Source organism: Gemmobacter serpentinus, from assembly GCF_008973825.1.
GTDB classification, from domain to species: Bacteria; Pseudomonadota; Alphaproteobacteria; order Rhodobacterales; family Rhodobacteraceae; genus Gemmobacter; species Gemmobacter serpentinus.
The window spans coordinates 1-20,617 of record NZ_WCHR01000043.1 but is presented as its reverse complement, the minus strand read 5'-3'; the positions used below and the strand labels follow the sequence as shown (position 1 = coordinate 20,617).

The following is a 20,617-nucleotide window of genomic DNA, read 5'->3' as shown; positions in this document are numbered from 1 at the left end:
TATCCCCCAAATTTGCGGAATATGGCTCGCATGAACCGCAAGGGCCGGTCAACCCGCAGGCGGCCAATCAATGCCGAAACGCAACGCACAGGGCCAAAGCCGTGCAAAGGGGGCTGCCTGCCCCCGCGGACCTGCGGCCCTTCCCCGGGATATTTGAGAATGGACGACTGGGTTACCCTCCGCTTCATTCCCCTTTCTCAGATCGCCGCATCGCGGGACCCGCGCATTCTGCGCGCCCCGCTGGGCAATTGAATCGCAGGCTCATGTGGTGTGTGGCGCGACCCCCCTGCCCGGCCCTACCCCAGCATACGTCCCACCATTTCGCCCAGATCGCGGCTGAGGCGGGGGCTTGCAGCGATGCGCGCAAGCTGCGCGCGGATCAGGGCCTGACGCGCCGGATCATAGCGTCGCCAGGTCTCGAACGCGGTTGACATGCGCGCCGCCGTTTGCGGGTTCTTTCCATCCAGCCGGATCAGCCAATCGGCCAGCAGCGCGTAACCCGCACCATCCGCGTGATGGAATCCCGCGTGATGGGCCGACAGCGCCCCCATCACCGCGCGGAAGCGGTTTGGGTTCTCCATGGTGAAATCGGGCCGCGCGGTCAGGCGGTTGACGGTGGCAACCAGCGCCTCAGGCGCGGCATAAGCCACCTGAACCGAGAACCATTTATCCATGACCAACCGATCTTCGTGCCATTCGGCCTCGAAATCGGCCAGTTCCGCCGCGCCATGGCCATTTTCGAGCAGCGCCACAAGGGCGGCAAGCCGGTCAGTCATATTCCCTGCCGCCTTGAAACCCGCCTGCGCCGCAGCCCCGCCATCCAGCCGGGTCAGCAGGGCAAGGCAGGCATTGGCCAGCGCACGCCGCCCGGCAGGTCCGGCCTCGGCACTGAAGGGCCCGGGCGTCGCCATCTCCGCCCGCAGCTTGGGCAGAACCGGGTCAAGGGTTTCTGCCAGGGCCTGCCCCATGCGCCGCCGCGCGGCATGGATGGCCGCCGGGTCGGGCACATGGCCAGCGGCGGCCAGGGTCGCCGCCATATCATCCTCGGATGGCAGGCGCAGCGCCAGCGCGCAATAGGCCGGGTCCAGCCCCGCATCCTGCGCGAGCGCGGCAATCCCCGACAGCCAGTCGGCGCTGACACCTGCGCCTGTGGTGACCATCTCGGCCAGAACCTGTTTGGCAAGGCTGCGCGCGGCCTCCCACCGGTTGAAGGGATCGGTGTCATGCGCCAGCAGCAACGCCCGGCCCGTGCGATCCAGTGGGTGGTCCAGCACCACCGGCGCCGAAAACCCGCGCAGGATGGAAGCGACTGGCCGCGCGGCCAGACCTTCAAACCGGAAGCTTTGCACGGGTTGTGACAGTTCCAGCACCGTGGTCGGCACCACCTCGTCGCCATTGGGGTTCAAAAGGCCCACCGCCACCGGGATCAGCTTGGCCCCCTTGTCCGGCTGCCCGGGTGTGGCTGGATTGTCCTGCGAAAGCGTCAGCGTATAGGTCCCTTCCGCCCAATCCTCACTGACCGTGACACGCGGCGTGCCCGCCTCGAAATACCAGCGGCTGAACTGGCTCAGATCGCGGCCCGTGGCATCCTCGAACACCTTCAACCAATCCTCGATCGTTGCGGCCTGCCCGTCATGGCGGTTGAAATACAGATCCAGCGCCTTGGCGTAATCCGCATCCCCCACCAGAAGGCGCAGCATTCGGATCACCTCCGCCCCCTTTTCATAGATGGTGGCGGTGTAGAAATTGTTGATCTCGACAAAGCTGTCGGGGCGCACGGCATGGGCCAGCGGCCCCTGATCCTCGCGGAACTGGCGGGCGCGCAGCATCAACACATCCTCGATCCGCTTCACAGCCTCACCGCGCAGATCGCCGGAGAATTGCTGATCGCGAAAGACGGTCAGGCCTTCCTTCAGGCAAAGCTGGAACCAGTCACGGCAGGTGATGCGGTTGCCGGTCCAGTTGTGGAAATATTCATGCGCCACAATGGATTCGATGCGGGCAAACTCGTCATCCGTCATCGTCTCTGGCGTGGCCAGCACGCATTTGGAGTTGAAGATGTTCAGCCCCTTGTTTTCCATCGCGCCCATGTTGAAATCGTCAACCGCCACGATGTTGAACACATCCAGATCATATTCGCGGCCATAGACCTGCTCGTCCCAGAGCATCGACCGTTTCAGGCTTTCCATGCCCCAGGCGCAGCGATCCTCATCGCCCGGGCGCACCCAGATATTCAGCGCGACGGGGCGCCCCGATGCCGTGGTGAACGCATCCCGATGCGCGCGCAGATCGCCCGCGACAAGGGCAAAGAGATAGGCCGGTTTCGGCCATGGGTCATCCCATTCCGCCCAGCCCGGGCCTTGCCCCACTGGATTGCCGTTGGACAAAAGCACCGGCAGATCGCCCTCGATCCGCACATGAAAGCGCGCCATCACATCGGGGCGGTCGGGATAGAAGGTGATCTTGCGGAACCCTTCTGCCTCGCATTGGGTGCAATACATGCCGTTCGACATGTAAAGCCCCTCAAGCGCGGTATTGCCTTCCGGCACGATCTCGACCTCGGTTTCCAGCGTGAAGGGCCGGTTGGGCAACAGGGCAGCGGGCAGCGTCAGGCCATGCGCGTCAGGGGTGATATCCAAGGCCCGGCCATCCAGCGACAACGCGATCAGCCGCAGCCCCTCGCCATCAAGGCGCAAATCCTGCCCCGGATTGGCCGCCGGATTGGGCCGCAGGTGCAGCCGCGCAAGCACGCGAGTGGCTTTGGGGGCAAGGCGGAAGGTCAGTTCCACCCGGTCCAGCAGGCAGGGCCAGGGCTGGTAATCGGCCAGATGGATCACTTGCGGCGCGGCACCGGAGGGTATGGCAGCGGACATTGGGGGCGGCTCCTTCATTGCTGGCGAAGGCTAACGCCGGGGGCGGAAACTGCAAGTCACCGCATGGTGTTCGCGCGCCAAAGACGCTCATGCACAAGGCGCGGGATGCAGGTCGGTCCTCGTGGTGCGCGCCAGAGAAATCCGCAGGCCAGTGGCCAAGCGTGCAGGTTCAGGATCGGCCTGTCAGCGCGCAAGCGCCAGCACCCCCGGCACATCCAGATGCGTCTCAAGGTGATCGGCCAGACGGTCCAACACCGCCTCGACCTGTGCGGAATGGTTCAGCCCCCCGGCGCGGATGCCCAGATCGGCCAAAAAGGCCGCGCGGAAATCATCGGCCGAAAACAGCCCGTGCAAATAGCTGCCGCTGATCCGCCCGCCCTGCGGCGTGCGCATCGTCGCGCCCTCGGCCCGGCCTGCGATATGGGCGAAGGGCTGCGCGCAATCGGGGCCGGTGGTGCGGCCGATATGGATCTCATAGCCCGCAACATCGAGGCCGGTCGCCGCGTGGCGCGCCTGTACCCGGGCCAGACGTTTATCGGGCGTCATCACGGTCGCCACATCCAGCAGCCCCAGGCCCGGCACAAGGCCCGGCGCACCCTCAATACCCTGCGGATCATCAATGCTGGCCCCCAGCATCTGATAGCCGCCGCAAATGCCAAGCACATGCCCGCCGCGCCGGATATGCGCGGCAAGGTCAATATCCCACCCCTCGCGCCGCAGGGCCTCCAGATCGCCGCGCGTCGATTTCGATCCCGGCAGGATCACCAGCCGCGCCCCGGCCGGGATCGGCTGGCCCGGCAGCACCATGACCAGATTCACCCCCGGCTCGGCTTTCAGCGGGTCGAGATCGTCGAAATTCGCGATGCGGGGGAAGGCAAGGCAGGCAATGGTCACACCATCCCGGTTGCCGCCCGAGGCCAGATCCAGCGCATCCTCGGCCGGCAGAAGATGCGCCTCGACAAACCATGGCAGCACGCCAAAGCCGGGCCAGCCGGTGCGATCTGCAATCAGGCGGTAGCCATCATCGAACAGTCGCGGGTCGCCGCGAAACTTGTTGATGAGGAACCCCCGCACCATCGCGGCATCATCGGCATCCAGCACCGCCTGCGTGCCGATGATCTGCGCGATCACCCCGCCCCGGTCGATATCGCCTGCCAGCACCACCGGCACATCCGCCGCCCGGGCAAAGCCCATATTGGCAATGTCGCGCGGGCGCAGATTGACCTCTGCCGGGCTGCCAGCACCTTCGACGATCACCAGATCATACGCCGCGCGCAGACGGTGGAAACTGTCCAGCACGGCGGCCAGCAACTGTCCCTTCAGCGCGCCATAGCTGCCCGCCGCCACTGTGGTCAGCCGCCTGCCCTGCACGATCACCTGCGCGCCGGTCTCGGATTCGGGCTTCAGCAGCACCGGGTTCATATCCGTCACCGGCTCCAGCCCGCAGGCCAATGCCTGCAAGGCCTGCGCGCGGCCGATCTCGCCCCCATCCGCCGTGACGGCGGCATTGTTCGACATGTTCTGCGGCTTGAACGGCGCAACGCGCAGCCCCCGCCGGCGCGCCGCCCGGCATAGCCCCGCCACCAGCAGGGATTTCCCCACATTCGAGCCGCAGCCCTGGATCATCAGCGCGGGCATGGGGGAATTCCTTTACATGGCCGTGACAAGTTCCTATCTTTCAGGAAAGGAAAGGAGGCCCCCATGATCAAGAAAGTCCATGACGCTTCAATCATCGTTGGTTTCGGCTTCTTTATGGTCGCCGGTCTTGCGACGACGGCGCTTGTCATCGTGCGGCTGATCGCCTGAAGCCCCGCCCGAGGCCTTGATCGCGGTTTTTTGCGCCTTTGCCGGGGTGGCAAGGTAATAGAACACCGCACCGACAAAGATCCCGAGATGCAGATTGCCAAGCAGCGCCTCGATGGCCGACAAAAGCCGCCAGCGCAGCAGCGTCACATCGCCGTAACCCAGCGTTGAAAAGGTCACCAGCGAGAAATAGAGGTGATCGAGCGGCCCGGTGACGCAGTCCATCGTCTCTGGCACGAAGCAAAGCCGCTGCCCATCGATCCCGCGGCCACTGACGCCCACATAGCGATAGGCCAAGGCAAAGCTCGTCACCGTGAAGGATGCCGAGATCGCCGTATCCCGCAGCAGCCGCCCGGCAAGGATTGGCCGCGCTTCGCTATGCAGGAAAATGACACCGATGCAGACGTGATAAAACACGATCACCGCGCCAAGTAACCACAAGAGCGCGAGGGCGAAGGACCATCTATCTGACAGGAAGATCGGCCAACCAAGTGCGGCGGCACAGATCTCGGCCAAAATTCCAAGCGACCAGAAGATCGCCAGAAAACTCATCACGTTGCGGGCCTTGCTGCCCCAATCCGAACCCGGCAGATGCGCGCTCAATCGCCGGCGCATCCCGCGATGGGCGCGATGATACCATGGCAGCGCGGGCGGGCGGGGCGGCAGCGGGCCTGACGATACGCGGGCTGAGGATGCGGGGCCTATCGGTGCAGGGCCTGCTGCTGCCGGACCTGCCGGTGACCTGCCAGGCGGCAACACGCTATGCGGCGCGGGGCCTGAGGCCGCCGGAATCGCTGCTGCCGGGTCAGCCACCGCCGGGCGCGGCGATGCCGGATTGGTCGGTGGCGGGGTCGCCTCCTGCATCAGAACTCCACGCCTGGCTGGGCCTTCACGCCCGCGCGGAACGGATGCTTCACCATGGTCATTTCCGTCACCAGATCGGCCAGATCGATCAGCTCGGGCTTGGCGTTGCGCCCGGTCAGCACCACATGGGTCAGCGGTGGCTTCTCCTCGGCCAGAAATTCCAGCACCTCGGTCAGATCCAGATAGTCATAGCGCAGCGCGATATTGATCTCATCCAGCAGCACCAGGCGGATCGCAGGATCACGGATCAGCTCCTTGGCCTTTTCCCATCCGGCGCGGGCGGCGGCAATATCGCGGTCACGGTCCTGCGTTTCCCAGGTAAAACCCTCGCCCATGGCGTGGAACTGGCACAGATTCGCGAAATGCGTGGTCAGCAAGCGCCGCTCGCCGGTATCCCATGCCCCCTTGATGAACTGCACCACGGCGCAGGGCATCCCATGCGCAACGGCCCGCAGGATCATCCCGAAGCCGGACGAGGATTTGCCCTTGCCCGGCCCGGTATGGACGATGATCAGACCCTTTTCGCCCGTTTTCGTGGCCATCATCCGGTCGCGGGCCGCCTTGATCCTGGCCATCTTGGCGGCATGGCGCGCAACCTCTGCGCCGGTATCCGGGGCCGTCTCCGCCTGCCGATCTTGCGCCATCCGCGACCTTCCTCTGCCTTGACATCCCCCCGCCATTGCGCGCAGTTGGACGCGTGTTGGTTCCTGTCCTACGACAGGTGAAAAGGGAATGCGACAGTCCAATGCGGTTTCCCCGCATCGGGCCAAAGCAGCCGCCCCCGCGACCGTGACCGGATAGGTCTTTCAATGCCACTGTCCCGACCCGGGATGGGAAGGCGAAAGACCGCCGGGGGCCAGCCCCCCGAAATCCGCAAGCCGGGAGACCTGCCACACAAGATGTTCAACGGGCGGACGGGGTGTTCCGCGACCGGATGGTGTCGGGCCTGCGGCCGCGACGCCTCTGGCCCAAGTCTGCGCCCCCGATGCCGATCCTTGAGGGGCCGATGCGCGCAATTGTCCATGTCTGCAGCACCTGCCGGGGCCAGTCTGATTCCGTCCCTGATCCTGACGGCACCCGTGCGGGCGCGCATCTGGTGTCAGCCCTGACCACCCTGCCCCTTCCCGAAGGCGTGGAGATCCGCGTCGTCGAATGCCTGTCGGCCTGCGCGCAGGGCTGCGCCATTGCACTGACCGCACCGGGGAAATGGAGCTATGTCTATGGCCGCATGTCCCCCGATCACGCCGCAGAGATTTTGACGGGTGCCGCGCGCTATGCGCAGGCCCAAGACGGCGTGGTGCCATGGCGCGACCGCCCCGAGATTTTCCGCAAGCAAAGCCTTGCCCGCATCCCCCCTTTGGCCCTTGAGGACTGACCCATCATGACTGACCTGACCATTACTGGCCTGACCAAGATCCCCGTGACCGTCATCACCGGCTTTCTTGGCGCGGGCAAGACCACGCTGGTGCGCCATCTGATGCAGAACCCCGAGGGCCGGCGTCTGGCCATCGTGGTGAATGAGTTTGGCACCGCAGGCGTCGATGGCGATATCCTGAAATCCTGCGCCGATGCCAGTTGCCCGGCCGAGAACATCGTGGAACTGGCGAATGGCTGCATCTGCTGCACCGTGGCCGATGATTTCATCCCCACCATCGAACAGCTTCTGGCTTTGCCGCAACGCCCCGATCATATCCTGATCGAGACCTCGGGTCTGGCCTTGCCGAAACCGCTGCTCAAGGCCTTTGACTGGCCTGCGATCCGCTCGCGCATCACGGTGGATGGCGTGATTGCACTGGCCGATGCCGAGGCGGTGGCGGCAGGCCGTTTCGCGCCCGATTCCGAGATCGGCACGGGTGAGGCCGATCACGACAGCCCGCTGGCCGAGGTGTTCGAGGATCAGATTGCCTGCGCCGATATCGTGCTGCTGACCAAGGCCGATCTGGCGGGCCCCGACGGGATCGAGGCCGCGCGCGCCATCGTCGCGGCCGAGATGCCGCGCCGGGTGCCGGTGCTGCCGGTGACCGATGGCCAGATCGATCCACGCGTCATTCTGGGCCTTGGCGCGGCGGCGGAAGATGATCTGGCGGCGCGTCCCAGCCATCATGACGGTGCCGAGGATCACGAGCATGATGATTTCGACTCGACCGTGATCGAATTGCCCGAGATTGCAGACCCGGCCGCCCTCTGTGCCACGATCGAAACCCTTGCCCGCAGCCATGATATCCTGCGGGTGAAGGGCCATGTCGCGGTGACCGGCAAGCCGATGCGGCTGCTGATTCAGGCAGTCGGGCCGCGCATCCGCCAGCAATATGACCGACCCTGGGGCGATAGCCCGCGCCGCTCGCAACTCGTGTTCATCGCCGAGCACGATCATCTTGATGAGGGCGCGATCCGCGCCGCATTGGGGGTCTAGGCCAGCATCATGCATGTGGTCTTTCGCGAAACCCATGGGCTGGAGGAGGCCGACAGCCCCTTTGACCCCGGCCAGACGCCGGGCGATCTGGTGGTCTTGTCCTTCTCCGACAGCGACCTTGGCGCTTTCGCGGCGGGCTGGGGCCGGGCCAGGGGCGGCTTGCCCGCCACGCGGTTGCAGAACCTTGTGGCGCTGCGCCATCCGGTCTCGGTCGATACCTATGTCGAGCGCACCTTGTCGGGGGCCAAGGCCATCCTGATCCGGTTGATCGGCGGCGCGGCCTATTGGCCCTATGGTCTGGCCTCGGTCGCAGATCTGGCACGGCGGCAGGGCATTGCCTTGGCGGTATTGCCCGCAGACGGGCGCGCGGATGCGACGCTGGATGCGGCATCGACCCTGCCGATCTCCACCTTGCGGCGCTTGCAGGTGCTGTGTGATGCGGGTGGCGCGGTGGCCGCGCAGGCGGCACTGGCGCAACTCAGCCTTGCCGCCGGGCTTTATGCGGGGCCGGTGCCGGGCAGCAAGCATTTGCCCGATTGCGGCTTTTATGATCCGGAGGCGGGGGTGATCGCAGCCCCACCGGGCGATCCAGACCAGCCGCTGGTGCTGGTCAGCTTTTACCGCGCCTATCTGGCCGCCGCCGATACCGGCCCGGTTGATGCGCTGATCGCAGAGTTGCGCGCGCAGGGCTTTGCCGCCTGCGGCGTCTTCGCGCCCTCGCTGAAACATCAAGGCCTTGCTGACTGGCTGCGCCCGTATCTGGCCGCGCGGCCACCTGCAGCCATCATGAATGCCACCGCCTTTTCGGCCCGCGACAGCGATGGTGCCACGCCCTTTGACGGCACCGATTGCTCGGTCTTTCAGGTGGCGCTGTCCACCGCGCGCAAGCGCGACTGGGCCGGATCGCTGCGCGGATTGTCGCCCGCCGATCTCGCCATGCATGTGGTGCTGCCCGAGGTTGACGGACGCCTGAATGCAGGGGTCATCTCCTTCAAGGCACCCGAGCCGCGCGACGCGGATCTGCAATATGCCCGCTTCATCCACCGCGCCGACCCTGAGCGCATCCGCGCCGCCGTCGCCAAGGTGAAGGCCTGGCACGATCTGGCGCAGACCCCGGCTGCCCGGCGGCGCTTTGCCATGGTGCTGTCCATCTATCCGGGCCGCGCGCATCAGATCGCCCATGCCATCGGCCTGGATGGGCTGGCATCCTGCAATGCAGCACTCAGCGATCTGGCGGATGCGGGTTATGCCGTTCAGGGCGAGGTGACCGGCCCGGCCCTGCTGGCCCAGCGCCTGACTTGGCCGCTGGCCGAATACAGGGCCGCGCTGGAAACCCTGCCCGAAGACCTGCGCGCCGACCTCGACGCCGCCTGGGGCCCGCCCGAGACCGACCCGGATTGTCGCGAAGGGCTTTTTCACTTCGCAGCCATCCGGTGCGGTGCGGCGCTGGTCGCGCTGCAACCCGAACGGGGCGAACCCGCCCGCCGAGATGAGGATTATCACGATCTGGCCCGCACCCCCCGGCATGGCTACGTCGCCTTCTATCTCTGGCTGCGTGCCCAAGGGGTGCAGACGCTGATCCATATGGGCGCGCATGGCACGCTGGAATGGTTGCCCGGAAAGGCGGTGGCGCTGTCGCCGGCCTGCTGGCCCGAGGCGCTGACCGGCGATCTGCCTGTGATCTATCCCTTCATCGTCAATGACCCCGGCGAGGCGGCGCAGGCCCGCCGCCGGATTGGCGCGGTGACGCTGGGCCATTTGCCGCCCCCCCTGGCCGATGCCAGCCTGCCCGAAGCCATGGCGGGGCTGGAGCGGATGCTGGATGAATATTCCACCGCAGATGGCCTTGACCCCAACCGCCGCGACCGGCTGATCGGCGCAATCCGGCTTGAGGCGCAGGCGCTGGGCGTCGAGGCCGATCTGGGCCTGCCCCCCGAGGCTTCGATGGCCGAGGCGATCACCCGGATTGACCGCTTCGTCTGCGACATCAAGGAAAGCCGCTTTGGCGAAGGTCTGCATATCTATGGCCGTGGCCAATGCGGCGATGCCGAGCGCGCGGGGCTTTTGCGCGCGCTGTCCGGGCTGCGGGTCGCCCCCGGCCCCTCCGGCTCGCCCAACCGGGCGGGCAGCGATGTGCGGCCCACGGGGCGCAACCTGCATTCGACCGACCCACGGGCGGTGCCGTCGCGCGCGGCCCATGCCCAAGGCGTGAAGCTGGCCGAAGAACTGCTGCGCCGCCATTTGCAGGATCATGGCGACTGGCCGCGCGGGCTGGTGATCGATCTCTGGGGCAGCGCCACCATGCGCACGGCGGGCGAGGATTTCGCCATGGCGCTGCATCTGGCGGGTCTCGCGCCGCTGTGGGATGCCGGATCGGGCCGCGTCAGCGGGGTGGAGGTGGTGCCGCTGGCCCTGCTGTGTCGCCCGCGCATCGACGTGACGCTGCGGGTCTCGGGGCTGTTTCGCGATGTATTCCCGACGCTTGCCACGCTGTTTGAAACTGGCTGTGCGGCCTTGGCCGCGCGCGAGGAAAACCCGCAGGACAACCCCTATCTGGCGCGCGCGCCCCGTATCTTCGGGCCAGAGCCCGGCCAGTTCGGCCTTGGCATGGCGGGCCTTGCCGATACCTTTTCCGAGACGGCGCGGGCCGAGGCGGGCGAGGCCTGGCTTCGCGCCTCCAGCTGGGCAATCGGGGTGGATGGGCAGGCGCGGGCCGACCGTGCGGGGCTTGAAGCCCGGTTGCGCGGGGCGGATGCCTTTGTTCATGCCCAAGACCTGATCGAAAGCGATCTGCTGCTGGCCGAGGATTATGCCCGCCACGAGGGCGGCTTTGCCGCCGCCATGGCGCGCCTTGGCCAAAAGGTGCCCGCGCTCTACCATCTGGACATCACCCGCCCCGATGCCCCACGCGCCCGCGCCTTGCCCGAGGAAATTGCCCGTGTGGTGCGTGCCCGTGCCGCCAACCCGGTTTGGGCAGACGGCATGATGGCGCATGGCTTTCGTGGAGCGGCCGAGATCACCGCCACCGCCGAACATCTGGCGGCTTTTGCGCAATTGGCCGGCGTGGTGGCACCGCATCTGTTTGACCTCTATTACGAGGCCACATTGGGCCGCGCAGATCTGTGCGATTTCATGGCACGCGAAAATCCGGGCGCGCTGGCGGCGCTGCGCGATCTGTTCCGCCGTCTGGCCGAGGCCGGGCTCTGGGTCAGCCGCCGCAACTCCATCCTCGCAGATCTGGAGGCGCGGCATGGCTGATCCGCGCGACACCGGGCAGGGCTTTACTGTGCAGGGCTGGTGCCCCGGCGCGCTGCGCCCGATGGAATCCGGCGATGGCTGGGTGGTCCGGGTGCGCGCGCCGCTGTCGCGGCTGACACAGGATCAGGCGATGGGGCTGGCCGAGGGCGCGCGGCGTTTCGGCAATGGACGGATCGACCTGTCGGCGCGGGCCAATCTGCAATTGCGGGGCGTGACGCCTGCGACCCATGTCGCGCTGATTGAGAGCTTGCGGGGCCTGAACCTGCTGGATGCGGATGCGCGGTCCGAGGGGCGGCGCAATATCCTTCTGTCGCCCTTTGCCGACCGAGAGGCACAAGGAATTGCCATGGGGCTGACAGAAGCCCTGCGCGACTGGCCCGATAATCTCGCCGATCTGCCCGGCAAATTCGGCTTTGCGATTGATTGCGGCCCGGCCCCGCTGATGCAAGGCAGTTCCGCCGATATCAGGCTGGAACGCGCAGAGACCGGCCAGTTGATCTTGCGCGCCGATGGCGCAAGTCTTGGTGCCCCCGTCACCGCGCGATCCGCCCCCGCAGCCATGCTGGCACTGGCCCATTGGTTCATCAGCCACGGCGGCATCCAGAATGGCCGGGGCCGGATGGCCACCCTGATCGCCCGTGGCGCGCGCCCGGATGCGGCCTTGACCGGCACGCTGGCACCGACCCGGGCCGGGCAGACGTCCGGGCCCGGCCCGGTCGCCGGAGGGATGCTTCTGGGCCTGGCCTTCGGGCAGATGCGATCCGAAACCCTCGCAGCGCTGGCAGATCTTGGGCCCTTGCAGCTGACCCCCTGGCGGATGCTGCTGCTGGAAGGGGTGACCGCCCTGCCCGATCACCTTGCCTTCGATGATCTGATCCGAACGGCCGATCCGCTGATGCAGATCGATGCCTGCCCCGGTGCCCCCGATTGCCCGCAGGCCCTGCAACCGACCCGCGATCTGGCGCGGAAGCTGGCGGCGCTGATCCCGAAAGGGTGCCGCCTGCATGTCTCGGGCTGTGCCAAGGGCTGCGCCCATCCCGGGCCTGCCGATCTGACACTGGTGGCCCAGACGGGCGGCTTCGGCCTGATCCGCCATGGCTCGGCCCGTGATCTGCCGCAGCGCCTGCTGCCCCCCGACCTGAAAGGACTGTTCTGATGCCGCATCTCTATGAAACTGACGGTGCGGAGATCTATCGCAACTCTTTCGCCACCATCCGGGCAGAGGCCGATCTGGCACGTTTTTCCCCAGAGGAAGAAATCGTGGCGGTGCGGATGATCCATGCGGCGGGCATGGTAGATCTGGCCCCGCATATCCGTTTCAGCCCCGGCATGGCGGTGGCCGCCCGCGCAGCCCTTGAAGACGGCGCGCCGATCCTGTGCGATGCCCGCATGGTCAGCGAAGGCATCACCCGCGCGCGCCTGCCTGCGGACAATGCCGTGATCTGCACCCTGCATGACCCCGCGGTGCCCGAACTTGCCGCCCGCATCGGCAATACCCGGAGTGCTGCGGCGATAGAGCTGTGGCACCCGCATCTGGCAGGCGCAATCGTCGCCATCGGCAATGCGCCGACCGCGCTGTTCCATCTGCTGAACCTGTTGGAAGATCCCGATTTCCCGCGCCCCGCCGCGATCATCGGCTGCCCGGTGGGCTTCATCGGGGCAGCGGAATCGAAGGCTGCGTTGATGGCCGCCCCCCCGGTGCCTGCGCTCATCATTGAAGGGCGCTTGGGCGGGTCGGCAATCACTGTGGCCGCGATCAACGCATTGGCCTCGCGCAAGGAATGACCATGACCGTGCATCCCCCTTTGGGCCGTATCATCTGCGCGGGGCTTGGGCCGGGCGATCCCGACCTGATCACCCGCAAGGCCGAACGCGCGATCCGAAGCGCCCGCCATATCGCCTATTTCCGCAAGGCCGGGCGGCAGGGTCAGGCGCGGCGCATCGCCGAGGATCTGCTGCCCGAAGGTTGCACCGAACATGCGATGGAATACCCGGTCACGACCGAGCTGCCCTTCGACAGCCCGGATTATATCCGAAGCCTTTCCGGCTTTTATGACGAATGGGCGGCGCGGCTCACGGCACTCGCGCGCACGGGCGAGGATGTGGTGGTGCTCTGCGAGGGCGATCCCTTCTTCTATGGCTCCTTCATGCATCTCTATGTGCGGCTGAAGGACCAACTGACGGTCGAGGTGATCCCCGGCCTTCCCGGCATTGTCGGCTGCTGGAACGTGACCGGCACACCGATGACATGGGGCGATGACGTGCTGACCGTGCTGCCCGGCACCCTGCCCGATGCCGATCTGCGCCGCCATATGGCGGGGGCCGAGGCCTTAGCGATCATGAAGACCGGGCGCAACCTGCCGCGCATCCGGCGGGCCCTGACAGAAACCGGGCGGTTGCAGGACGCCTGGCTGGTGGAGCGTGGCACCATGCCCGGACAGCGCATCCTGCGGCTGGCCGAGACCGATCACGCCGATTGCCCCTATTTCGCAATCGTGCTGGTGCATGGCCATGGCCGCCGCCCCATGGCCGAAGAGGATCTGGGATGAGCGCAGGCTGGATTACCGTAGCGGGCCTTGGCCCGGGCGATGCAGGGCTTGTTACCCCGGAGGTGACGCAAACCCTGGCGCAAGCCACCGATATCGTGGGCTACACGCCCTATGTCGAACGGGTGCCCGCGCGCCCCGGCCTGACGCTGCACCCCTCTGGCAACCGGGTAGAGCCGGAACGCGCCTTGGCCGCGCTGGAGATCGCCGCAGGCGGCGGGCGGGTCGTCATCGTCTCGTCTGGCGATCCCGGCGTCTTCGCCATGGCCGCGGCGCTGTTCGAGGTGATCGAGGCGCATCCGCGTTTCCTCGCGCTTGATATCCGCATCCTGCCCGGCATCACCGCGATGCTGGCCGCCGCCGCCCGGGCAGGCGCGCCTTTGGGGCATGATTTCTGCGCCATCAACCTGAGCGACAACCTCAAGCCCTTCACGCTTGTCGAACAGCGCCTGCGCCATGCCGCGCGCGGCGATTTCGCCATGGCCTTCTACAACCCCCGCTCTGCCAGCCGCCCGCATCAATTTGCCCGCGTGCTGGAGATCTTGCGCGAGGAATGCGAGCCAAGCCGCGAAATGGTCTTTGCCCGCGCGGTCAGCACGCCCGAGGAACGGCTGACCCTCACCACGCTTGCCGAAGCGCACGATGAAATGGCCGATATGCGCACGGTCGTCATTGTCGGCAACGCCGCCACCCGCCGCGTCGGGCGCTGGCTTTACACGCCGCGCAAGGCGGGTGCGGAATGACCTTCGATCCAGTCCAGCACCTGATCCAGATCGCGGGCGACGGGACGCGCGGGGATCGCGGGCCTGTCGATCAGGATCACCGGCAGGCCCAGTGCCCGCGCGGCCAGCAGCTTGGCCTCGGCCCCCGCGCCGCCCGCGTTCTTGGCGATGACATGGGTGATCCTGTGATCGCGCAGCAGCGCGGTATCGCCCGCGACATCAAAGGGGCCACGCGCGATCACCAGACTGGTATCCGGCAAGGGCAGCGTGCCCTCGGGCGGATCGACCAGTCGCAGCAGGTAATGGTGCTGCGGGCGCGCGGCGAAAGCCGCGATATGCTGGCGACCAATCGCCAGAAACACCCGCGCGGGGGCCTCGGGCAGCGCGTTGACCGCCTGCGCCAGATCCGCGACATGGGTCCAGCGATCCTGTGGCCCGGCCTGCCAAGGCGCGCGTTCGTAGGCCAGCAGAGGCACGCGGGCTTCGGCGCAGGCCGCAACGGCGTTCCAGCTCATCCCGGCGGCGAAAGGGTGGGTCGCATCCACCACGCATCCGATGGCATGAACCCGCAGATAGTCCACCAGTCCGGCCACGCCGCCAAAGCCGCCGATCCGCGTGGGCAAGGGCTGCGCGACGGGCGCAGCCGTTCGCCCGGCATAGGAAAAGACCGCATCAAGCCCGCGCGCGGCAAGCGCCTGCGCCAGACGGCTGGCCTCGGTCGTGCCACCAAGAACGAGGATGCGCGTCATGTCTGAGCCCTGGCTGTCAATCATCGGTCTGGGCGAAGATGGACTGGCGGGGCTGCCGGATGCAAGCCGTGCCGCTTTGGCCGCGGCACGCGTGGTCTTCGGGGCACCGCGGCATCTGGCCTTGGCCGGCGTGGACAGGCGTGGCCAAGCCTGGCCGGTGCCCTTCGATCTGGCACCCTTGCTGGCGCTGCGCGGGCAAGCGGTCGCGATGCTGGTTTCGGGCGATCCGTTCTGGTTCGGCGCGGGCGGCAGCGTTGCCGCGCATCTGTCGCCCCAGGAATGGCGCGCCTTTCCCCAGGCCGGGTGTTTCTCGCTGGTTGCCGCCCGCATGGGATGGCGGCTGGAGGAGGTGCGCTGTCTTGGCCTGCACGCCGCCCCCCTCGCCCGCCTGCGCCCGGTGCTGACACGCGGGGCGCGCGCGATCTGCACCCTGCGCGATGCGGCTGCGGTGGCGGAACTGGGGGTGTGGCTGCAGGAACAGGGACTTGCCGCCACCCGCGTCACGGTCTGCGAGGCGCTTGGCGGGGCGCGCGAACGCATCCGTCAGGGCTGCGACTGGCCTGATATTCTGGCCCCGGTTGCGGTGGCCCTTGACGGCACCGATCTGCCACGCGATGCCGGGCTGCCGCAAAGTCCCGGCCTGCCGGATGCGCTTTTCGCAAGCGACGGCCAGATCACCCGCGCGCCGGTGCGGGCGCTGAGCCTTGCAGCCCTCGCCCCCCGGCCCGGCCAATTGCTGTGGGATATCGGCGGCGGGTCAGGCTCGATCTCTGTGGAATGGGCGCTGAAAGGCGGTCGCGCGACCTGTATCGAGCCGCGTGCAGATCGCTGCACGAATATCCGCGCCAATGCGGAAGGGTTTGGCCTGTCGCATTTGATCCGCATCGTGGAAGGCCGCGCCCCCGAGGCGCTGAGTGATTTGGCCAGCCCCGATGCGGTTTTCATCGGTGGCGGCGGATCCGCCGCGCTGATTGCGGACCTTTGGCCAAGGCTCGGCCCTGGCACCCGTCTTGTTGCCAATGCGGTCACGCTGGAAACCGAGGCAACCCTGTCCGAATGCCATGCCCGCCATGGCGGCAGCCTGCTGCGGATCGAGCTGGCCGAGGCCGCGCCCTTGGGCCGGATGCGCGGCTGGCAACCCGCGCGGCCTGTCGTGCAATGGGCGGTCACAAAATGAGGGTTGCGGGCATCGGCCTGCGCAGGGCCGCCACATTGGAGATGTTGCAAGACCTGCTGTCGGATGCCGAGGCCCAAAGCGGTTCTGCGGTCGCGGCCCTTGCTGCCCCCGATTGGCGGGCGGATCACCCGGCGCTGCTGGCCCTTGCCGCTCGCCGCAAGCTGCCGCTGCATCTGGTCGCCGTCGCGGGCATCGCCACCCCGACCCAATCACCGCGCATTCTGGCGCGCCATGGCACCGGATCGGTGGCCGAGGCCGCAGCCCTTGCCGTGGGCCAGCGCCTGATCCTGCCCCGCCTCATCGCTGCCGATGGCATGGCGACCATCGCAATTTCCGACACCGACCCTGACATCCAAGGAATGCCCTCATGACTGTTCATTTCATCGGGGCGGGCCCCGGCGCGGCCGATCTGATCACGCTGCGCGGGCGTGACCTGATCGCCGCCTGCCCGGTCTGCCTTTACGCGGGCAGCCTTGTGCCAGAGGCACTGCTGGCCCATTGCCCGCCCGGCGCGAGGATCGTGAACACCGCATCGCTCAGCCTTGACGAGATCGTGGCCGAGATCGTCGATGCCCATGCGGCGGGTCAGGATGTGGCACGGCTGCATTCCGGCGATCTGTCGGTCTGGTCGGCCATGGGCGAACAGCTGCGCCGGTTGCGCGCGCTGAACATTCCCTGTCAGGTGACGCCCGGCGTGCCTTCGTTTGCCGCCGCCGCCGCGACCCTTGGGGCAGAGTTGACCTTGCCGGGCCTTGCGCAATCGGTGGTGCTGACCCGGCTTGGCGGCCGCGCCTCGGCGATGCCCGAGGGCGAGACGCTTGAGAACTTTGCCCGCACCGGCGCGACGCTCGCCATTCACCTATCGGTGCATGTGCTGGCCGAGGTGCAGGCGCGGCTTTTGCCGCATTACGGTGCCGATTGCCCGGTGGCGGTGGTGTTCCGCGCCAGCTGGCCGGATGAACGGATCGAGATGGCGACGCTTGGCACGCTGGATCCCGCGCTTGGCGAGGGCGGGCGCACCGCGCTGATCCTGGTGGGCCGGACGCTGGGGGCAAATGATTTCGACGAAAGCCGCCTATACGCGGGCGATTATGACCGCCGTTTCCGCCCGGTGGGCAGCGCGCCCCGTTTCCCGGAAAGCGCATGATGGCACCCAAACTGATGCCGCCGGGCCTTATGATCGCCGCCCCTGCATCGAGCAGCGGCAAGACCACGGTGATGCTGGGCCTGCTGGCTGCATTCCGCGCGGCAGGGTTGCGGGTGCAGCCGTTCAAAAGCGGGCCGGATTACATCGACCCCGCCTTCCATGCCGCGGCATCAAGGCGGCAATCGCTGAACCTTGACAGCTGGGCCATGACACCGGGCCATATCGCGCGGCTGCGTTCGGTCGCGGCCGGGGCGGATCTGGTATTGGCCGAAGGCTCCATGGGCCTGTTCGATGGCGTGGCGCAGCCGGGCGAAAGCGGCAGCGGGGCATCCGCCGATATTGCCGCCGCCGCGGGCTGGCCTGTGCTGGCGGTCTTGGACATTTCCGGTCAGGCGCAGACGGCGGGGGCCTTGGCGCTTGGCCTTGCGCGATTCCGCGAGGATACCCGGATCGCGGGCGTGATCCTGAACCGCGTGGCCTCGCCCCGGCATGAGGCCTTGGCGCGCGCAGGATTGGATGCCGCCGGTCTGCCGGTGCTGGGTGCCCTGCCGCGCCGCACCGATCTGAGCCTGCCAGAGCGACATCTGGGCCTGGTGCAAGCGACCGAGACGCCAGAATTGGAGGCGCTGCTATCCGGTTTGGGCCGCTTCATTGCCGATCACTGTGATCTGGCGGCGATCCGTGCGCTTGGCGATAGCAGCAGCGCGCCCCACGCACCAAATGCGCCGCTGCAGCCGCCGGCGGCTCGGATCGCGTTGGCGCAGGATGCGGCATTTTCCTTCATCTATCCGCATCTTATTGCCGACTGGCGCGCGGGTGGCGCGACGATCCTGCCTTTCTCGCCGCTCGCCGATCAGGCCCCGGACCCAAGCGCCGATCTGGTCTGGCTGCCCGGCGGCTATCCTGAACTGCACGCCCCGCGCCTGTCGGGTTGCGAGAGTTTTCGCAATGGGTTGCAATCTTTCGCACGCACCCGTCCCGTGCATGGCGAATGCGGGGGCTATATGGCGCTTGGCGCGGGGCTGACCGATGCCGAAGGGACGCGTTGGCCGATGGCGGGGCTGTTGGGGCTGGAAACCAGCTTTGCCAAACGGCGGATGCATCTGGGCTACCGCCTTGCCCGCCCGCATCAGCAGATCAAGGCCTTTTCCGGGGCCACGCGCCTGCGCGGGCATGAGTTTCACTATGCCACCATCACCGCCCAACCCGATGCGCCCTTGGCCGAGGTGCAGGACGCGACCGGCGCAGCAGTGCCGGAAACCGGGTCGCTGCGTCACATGCAAGAGGGTGGCATGGTCAGCGGCACGTTCTTTCACCTGATCGCCCCGCAAAGCGGTAAGGGGACCCGCGCATGACCGGCTTTGTCTCTTTCGTCTCTGCCGGGCCGGGCGACCCGGAATTGCTGACGCTGAAGGCCGTTGACCGGCTGTCGCGCGCCGATGTCGTGCTGTTTGACGATCTGGCGGCGGGCCCGATCCTGAACCATGCCCGCCCCGGTGCCGATCTGATCGCGGTGGGCAAGCGCGCGGGCAAGGCGCAGCCGCTGCAAGACCATCTCGGGCGGTTGATGATCGATCACGCCCGGATCGGCCAAAGGGTGGTGCGGCTCAAATCCGGCGATAGCGGGATTTTCGGACGGCTGGAGGAGGAGATCACCGCCCTGCGCGCCGCTGGCATCGCGCATGAGATCGTGCCGGGCGTGCCCTCTGCCTGCGCGGCGGCGGCGGCGGCAGGCATCCCGCTGACCCGGCGGGTGATCGCGCGACGGGTACAGTTCGTGACCGGAGCCGATCTGACCGGCGGCTTACCCGAAGGCCTGAACTGGCCCGCCCTGGCAGACCCGGATGCGACAACCGTGGTGCATATGGGGCGGCGCAGCTTTCCGCATCTTGCCACAGCCCTGATCGGGCAAGGGCTTTCGCCCGACACCCCGGCGCTGCTGGCCGAAGGCGTGGGCCATCCCGGCCAGAGGCTGGAACGCAGCACGATTGCGGGGCTTGCCGCCAGCATTGCTGCACAACTGGGCGACAGCACAGAAAGACGCGCGGGCGATCTGCCCGCCCTGATCCTTTATGGCCCGCTTGCGGCGGAAGATTAGGCGCATGACGATGATCCAGCTTTTCCTGATCGGCATCGGCACCGGCAATCCCGGCCATGTCACGCTTGAGGCGCGCGCGGCAATAAACGCCGCCGATCTGGTGCTGATCCCGCTGAAAGGCGAGGACAAGGCCGATCTGGCGGGCCTGCGGCGTGAAATCTGCGCGTCCTGCATCCAGACCCCCTCCACACGGATCGAGGAGTTCGATTTGCCCCGCCGCGATGGTGCCCGCCCGGATTATCTGGGCGGGGTGGACGCGTGGCATGACGCGATTGCCGAGGTCTGGCAGGCCCGCATCCGTGCCCATCTGGCGGCGGGGGGCGGCCCGCGTGTGGCGCTGCTGGTCTGGGGCGACCCGTCGCTTTATGACAGCACGCTGCGGATTGCCGCGCGCGTGGGCCGCGATTTGCCGCTGGATCTGAAGGTTCTGCCCGGCATCACCGCCATTCAGGCGCTTTGTGCGGCACATGCGATCCCGATCAATGACCTTGGCGCGCCAGTCACCATCACCACCGGGCGGCGCTTGCGCGACGCGGGTTGGCCTGACGGCGCAGGGACTGTGGTTGTCATGCTGGATGCGGGTGGCGCTTTCACCGCGCTGCCCCCCGCGGGGATCGATATCTGGTGGGGTGCCTATGTCGGCATGGCCCAGCAATGCCTGATTGCGGGCCCGCTGGCCGAGGTCGCACCGCGCATCCTGGCGACCCGTGCAAGCCTGCGCCAAAGCCATGGCTGGATCATGGATATCTACCTGATGCGGCGCAACTGACCACCGCCTTCGGTTGCCCAGCACGATCCCGGCCTGCCGATCACGCAAAAACGCGGCATTTCACCCGCAAGTTTGCGTTCACGCTATTGAAATCGCACATAGACCCACATTTCCCAAGTAAGGCGCTGATTTCGCTGTCCTGACCATTATATTTCCTATATAAAACATGGTGTTGAAGGCTGCGAGGGGCGCGTTTCA

General features: G+C 67.0%; 18 protein-coding genes and 1 riboswitch. Of the genes, 13 read left to right on the top strand and 5 right to left on the bottom strand.

Annotated elements, in window-relative coordinates; all coding sequences use genetic code 11:
* Positions 1-296 precede the first annotated feature (296 nt).
* The 4 genes from pepN to cobO all read right to left on the bottom strand — a co-directional run bounded on the left by pepN (position 297) and on the right by cobO (position 6,184).
* Positions 297-2,873: an aminopeptidase N gene (gene pepN, locus GBJ34_RS18780; protein ID WP_151720726.1), complete on the bottom strand. Its 2,577-nt coding sequence runs from the start codon at positions 2,871-2,873 to the stop codon at positions 297-299.
* A gap of 183 nt (positions 2,874-3,056) precedes the next feature.
* Positions 3,057-4,511: a cobyric acid synthase gene (locus GBJ34_RS18775; RefSeq protein ID WP_151720725.1), complete on the bottom strand. Its 1,455-nt coding sequence runs from the start codon at positions 4,509-4,511 to the stop codon at positions 3,057-3,059.
* A gap of 87 nt (positions 4,512-4,598) precedes the next feature.
* Entirely contained in the window at positions 4,599-5,279 is a 681-nt protein-coding gene (locus tag GBJ34_RS18770; RefSeq protein ID WP_192931292.1) for a potassium channel family protein, read from the bottom strand.
* 260 nt (positions 5,280-5,539) lie between these two features.
* Positions 5,540-6,184 carry a cob(I)yrinic acid a,c-diamide adenosyltransferase gene (cobO, locus tag GBJ34_RS18765; RefSeq protein WP_151720723.1) on the bottom strand — a complete coding sequence of 215 codons (645 nt, stop codon included), beginning with the start codon at positions 6,182-6,184 and terminating at the stop codon, positions 5,540-5,542.
* Between the two features lie 40 nt (positions 6,185-6,224).
* Positions 6,225-6,448: riboswitch (cobalamin riboswitch) on the top strand.
* 98 nt (positions 6,449-6,546) lie between these two features.
* On the opposite strand from cobO, the gene GBJ34_RS18760 reads away from it, so the two are divergent.
* From GBJ34_RS18760 to cobJ, 7 genes are read left to right on the top strand one after another with little or no spacing between them, the layout of a single operon-like run.
* Entirely contained in the window at positions 6,547-6,915 is a 369-nt protein-coding gene (locus GBJ34_RS18760; RefSeq protein ID WP_151720722.1) for a DUF1636 domain-containing protein, read from the top strand.
* Between the two features lie 21 nt (positions 6,916-6,936).
* Positions 6,937-7,953: a cobalamin biosynthesis protein CobW gene (gene cobW / locus GBJ34_RS18755; protein WP_151720752.1), complete on the top strand. Its 1,017-nt coding sequence runs from the start codon at positions 6,937-6,939 to the stop codon at positions 7,951-7,953.
* 9 nt (positions 7,954-7,962) lie between these two features.
* Positions 7,963-11,211: a cobaltochelatase subunit CobN gene (gene cobN, locus GBJ34_RS18750; protein ID WP_151720721.1), complete on the top strand. Its 3,249-nt coding sequence runs from the start codon at positions 7,963-7,965 to the stop codon at positions 11,209-11,211.
* Positions 11,204-12,367, top strand: coding sequence for a precorrin-3B synthase (gene cobG, locus GBJ34_RS18745; protein ID WP_151720720.1), 1,164 nt, complete (start codon positions 11,204-11,206; stop codon positions 12,365-12,367). Before cobN ends, cobG begins: the two co-directional genes overlap by 8 nt.
* Positions 12,367-12,996: a precorrin-8X methylmutase gene (locus tag GBJ34_RS18740; protein ID WP_151720719.1), complete on the top strand. Its 630-nt coding sequence runs from the start codon at positions 12,367-12,369 to the stop codon at positions 12,994-12,996. The genes cobG and GBJ34_RS18740 overlap by 1 nt, the downstream gene beginning before the upstream one ends.
* 2 nt (positions 12,997-12,998) lie before the next feature.
* The gene (locus GBJ34_RS18735) at positions 12,999-13,760 is read left to right on the top strand and encodes a precorrin-2 C(20)-methyltransferase (RefSeq protein WP_151720718.1); all 762 of its coding nucleotides are present in this window, start codon (positions 12,999-13,001) and stop codon (positions 13,758-13,760) included.
* Positions 13,757-14,500 (top strand): precorrin-3B C(17)-methyltransferase, encoded by a 744-nt coding sequence (gene cobJ / locus GBJ34_RS18730; protein WP_151720717.1) that lies wholly within the window; start codon positions 13,757-13,759, stop codon positions 14,498-14,500. The genes GBJ34_RS18735 and cobJ overlap by 4 nt, the downstream gene beginning before the upstream one ends.
* On the opposite strand, the gene GBJ34_RS18725 is transcribed toward cobJ, so the two are convergent.
* On the bottom strand, positions 14,470-15,228 hold the full coding sequence (locus GBJ34_RS18725; RefSeq protein ID WP_151720716.1) for a cobalt-precorrin-6A reductase: 759 nt from the start codon (positions 15,226-15,228) through the stop codon (positions 14,470-14,472). The genes cobJ and GBJ34_RS18725 overlap by 31 nt on opposite strands.
* Between GBJ34_RS18725 and cbiE the strand changes: the two genes are divergently transcribed.
* From cbiE to cobF, 6 genes are read left to right on the top strand one after another with little or no spacing between them, the layout of a single operon-like run.
* Positions 15,227-16,405, top strand: a complete 1,179-nt coding sequence (gene cbiE / locus GBJ34_RS18720; RefSeq protein WP_151720715.1) for a precorrin-6y C5,15-methyltransferase (decarboxylating) subunit CbiE — start codon at positions 15,227-15,229, stop codon at positions 16,403-16,405. The two genes, GBJ34_RS18725 and cbiE, sit on opposite strands and share 2 nt — an antisense overlap.
* Positions 16,402-16,776, top strand: coding sequence for a cobalamin biosynthesis protein (locus GBJ34_RS18715; protein WP_151720714.1), 375 nt, complete (start codon positions 16,402-16,404; stop codon positions 16,774-16,776). Before cbiE ends, GBJ34_RS18715 begins: the two co-directional genes overlap by 4 nt.
* Positions 16,773-17,552 (top strand): precorrin-4 C(11)-methyltransferase, encoded by a 780-nt coding sequence (gene cobM, locus GBJ34_RS18710; protein WP_151720713.1) that lies wholly within the window; start codon positions 16,773-16,775, stop codon positions 17,550-17,552. The genes GBJ34_RS18715 and cobM overlap by 4 nt, the downstream gene beginning before the upstream one ends.
* Positions 17,549-18,907 carry a cobyrinate a,c-diamide synthase gene (locus tag GBJ34_RS18705; RefSeq protein WP_226341273.1) on the top strand — a complete coding sequence of 453 codons (1,359 nt, stop codon included), beginning with the start codon at positions 17,549-17,551 and terminating at the stop codon, positions 18,905-18,907. Before cobM ends, GBJ34_RS18705 begins: the two co-directional genes overlap by 4 nt.
* A complete protein-coding gene (gene cobA / locus GBJ34_RS18700; RefSeq protein ID WP_151720712.1) occupies positions 18,904-19,650 on the top strand; it encodes a uroporphyrinogen-III C-methyltransferase in 747 nt (248 codons plus the stop codon). Before GBJ34_RS18705 ends, cobA begins: the two co-directional genes overlap by 4 nt.
* A gap of 10 nt (positions 19,651-19,660) precedes the next feature.
* Positions 19,661-20,419 (top strand): precorrin-6A synthase (deacetylating), encoded by a 759-nt coding sequence (gene cobF / locus GBJ34_RS18695; RefSeq protein WP_151720750.1) that lies wholly within the window; start codon positions 19,661-19,663, stop codon positions 20,417-20,419.
* Positions 20,420-20,617: the final 198 nt, after the last annotated feature.